Source organism: Streptomyces sp. NPDC006265 (genome assembly GCF_040613555.1).
In the GTDB taxonomy this organism is placed as follows: domain Bacteria; phylum Actinomycetota; class Actinomycetes; order Streptomycetales; family Streptomycetaceae; genus Streptomyces.
In genome coordinates this window covers 1-2,320 of record NZ_JBEXSH010001146.1, presented here as the reverse complement: position 1 = coordinate 2,320, position 2,320 = coordinate 1, and the positions used below count along the sequence as shown (strand labels likewise).

Annotated in this window: 1 protein-coding gene and 2 pseudogenes; 2 read left to right on the top strand and 1 reads right to left on the bottom strand. The window is 73.4% G+C overall.

The genetic code is table 11. The annotated features are described in order from the left end of the window. A pseudogene (locus ABZ281_RS46340) lies at nucleotides 1-773 on the top strand (Tellurium resistance); the annotation flags it as partial. A 16-nt stretch (nucleotides 774-789) separates the two neighbouring features. On the opposite strand, the gene ABZ281_RS46335 reads toward ABZ281_RS46340, so the two are convergent. After that, nucleotides 790-1,980, bottom strand: coding sequence for a glycosyltransferase (locus ABZ281_RS46335; RefSeq protein ID WP_356664521.1), 1,191 nt, complete (start codon nucleotides 1,978-1,980; stop codon nucleotides 790-792). A gap of 39 nt (nucleotides 1,981-2,019) precedes the next feature. On the opposite strand from ABZ281_RS46335, the pseudogene ABZ281_RS46330 reads away from it, so the two are divergent. Further along, nucleotides 2,020-2,226: pseudogene (locus ABZ281_RS46330) on the top strand (glutamate racemase); the annotation flags it as partial. Between the last annotated feature and the right edge of the window lie 94 nt (nucleotides 2,227-2,320).

The window sequence follows — 2,320 nt, the reverse complement described above, 5'->3', positions numbered from 1 at the left end:
ACGAGCCCCAGCAGGGGGCACCGGCCCCGGTCATGGCTCCGGTGCCGCCCGCCGCCCCGCCGCCCGCCGCGTACGCGCCCCCGCCGATGCCACAGCCCGCGGCTCCGCCGCCCCCTGCCGCGCCGCCCGCGCCCGTCCGCCTCACCAAGGTGACGCTCACCAAAGCGTCCCCCTCCGTCTCCCTCACCAAGCAGGGCGGCACCTCAGGCGCCCTGCACGTGAACCTCAACTGGGAGGTGCGCAAGCAGTTCTCGGGGTGGAGCAGCAAGTTGGGGCGCCCGACGGCGATGCACTCCGACCTCGACCTCGACCTGTGCGCGCTGTACGAACTCAACGACGGCAGCAAGGGCGTCGTCCAGGCCCTCGGTACCAGCTTCGGAGCGCTGCACCAGCCCCCGTACATCCACCTCGACGGCGACGACCGCACCGGCGCCGTGTCGACGGGTGAGAACCTCACCGTCAACCTCGACCACAAGAACGCCTTCCGCCGGATCCTCGTCTTCGTCACCATCTACGAGGGCGCCCGCTCGTTCGCGGACCTGCACGCCTCGGTCACGCTCCGGCCGCAGCACGGCGCGCCGATCGAGTTCTCCCTCGACGAGTGCACGGTCCCCTCCCTCGTGTGCGCGCTCGCCCTGATCACCAACACCGGCGGCGACCTGATCGTCCAGCGGGAGGCCCGCTACCTGGTGCCCGACCGCGGGGTGAGCCCGCAGCGGACCGTCGACCACGCCTACGGGTGGGGCATGAACTGGACCCCAGGGCGGAAGTGACTCCCCACGTCGGTCGTCAGCCCTCGTCGGGCACGGCGTCCGGGCGCGCGTAGGTGCGGCCCTTCCAGGCCGCACCCCGCCCCCGGTAGTGCTGTACCGCCGAATCCACCGTCATGAGGAGATAGAGGAACGCGGTGAACGGCAGCAGGGGGGCGAGCCACAGCGGCTGCCGGTAGTAGCGGAGCATCGGGACGTACGTCCCCGCCATCACGAGCCACGCGAGACCCCCGAGCACCGCGGCCGGCGCACGGCCGGCGGCGAGGCCCGCCAGGACCGCCACCGGCGGGACCAGATACACCAGCGCCAGCCCGGCGACCGTACCGGCCAGCAGCAGGACGTTGTGCCGCAGCTGGGCGTACGCACTGCGCGACACCATGCGCCACAGGTCGTGCAGCCGCGGATACGGCCGCACGCTGTCCACCCGCTCGGCGAGCCCCAGCCAGACGCGGCCGCCGTCGCGCTTGACGGCCCGGGCGAGCGCCACGTCGTCGATCACGGCGTGCCGGATCGCGTCCGGGATCCGCGCCCGCTCGGCGGCCTCCGCCCGCAGCAGGACGCAGCCCCCTGCCGCGGCCGCCGTCCGCCCCGTCCCGGCGATCCGGCGGAAGGGGTAGAGCTGCGCGAAGAAGTAGACGAACGCCGGCACGACGAGCCGTTCCCAGACGCTCTCCACCCGCAGCCGGGCCATTTGGGAGACGACGTCGAACCCGCCGGAGCGGGCGGCCGCCACCAGCTCGCGCAGGCTGTCCGGCGCGTGCGCGATGTCGGCGTCGGTGAGGAGGAGGTACCCGGGCTCACGCGCGCGTGCCAGTCCGATGCCGTGCCGCACCGCCCACAGCTTGCCGGTCCAGCCGGCCGGGGGCTCGCCCGGCGAACCCACGGTCAGCGGCAGTCCGCCGTGCCGGCGCGCCAGCTCACGCGCCAGATCACCGGTGCCGTCCGCACTGCCGTCGTCGATGAGGAAGATCTCCGCCCGCCCCGGATAGTCCTGCGCGAGCAGCGACGGCAGCGCGGCGGGCAGCACGGCCGCCTCGTCACGGGCGGGGACCACGACGCACACGGACGGCCACGCCTCCGGCTCCGTACGCGAGGGCAGTCGCACATCGGTGCGCCAGAAGAAGCCCTGACAGAGCAGCAGCCACAGCCAGGCGAGCAGTGATCCAGCGGCAGTCCACACAACGGCGCTCACGCGCGCAGTCTGCACCACCCGGCCTGCCCGGGACGGCTCATCGTCTATCGTGATCGGGTGAAGATCGCGCTCATGGACTCCGGAATCGGTCTGCTGGCGGCCACCGCCGCGGTTCGGCGGCTGCGCCCCGACACCGATCTCGTGCTCTCCCTGGACCCCGACGGCATGCCGTGGGGCCCGCGCACCCCGCAGGACCTCACCGAGCGCGCCCTGGCCGTCGCCGAAGCCGCCGCCGCGCGCCGCCCCGAGGCCCTGATCGTCGGCTCGCCATAGCCACCGCGGGGATCGAGGTCACCACCGAGCCGGACGCACCGATCAGGTCCTGGTCTCACGGAGCAGCTCCGCAGGAGTAGTCCCC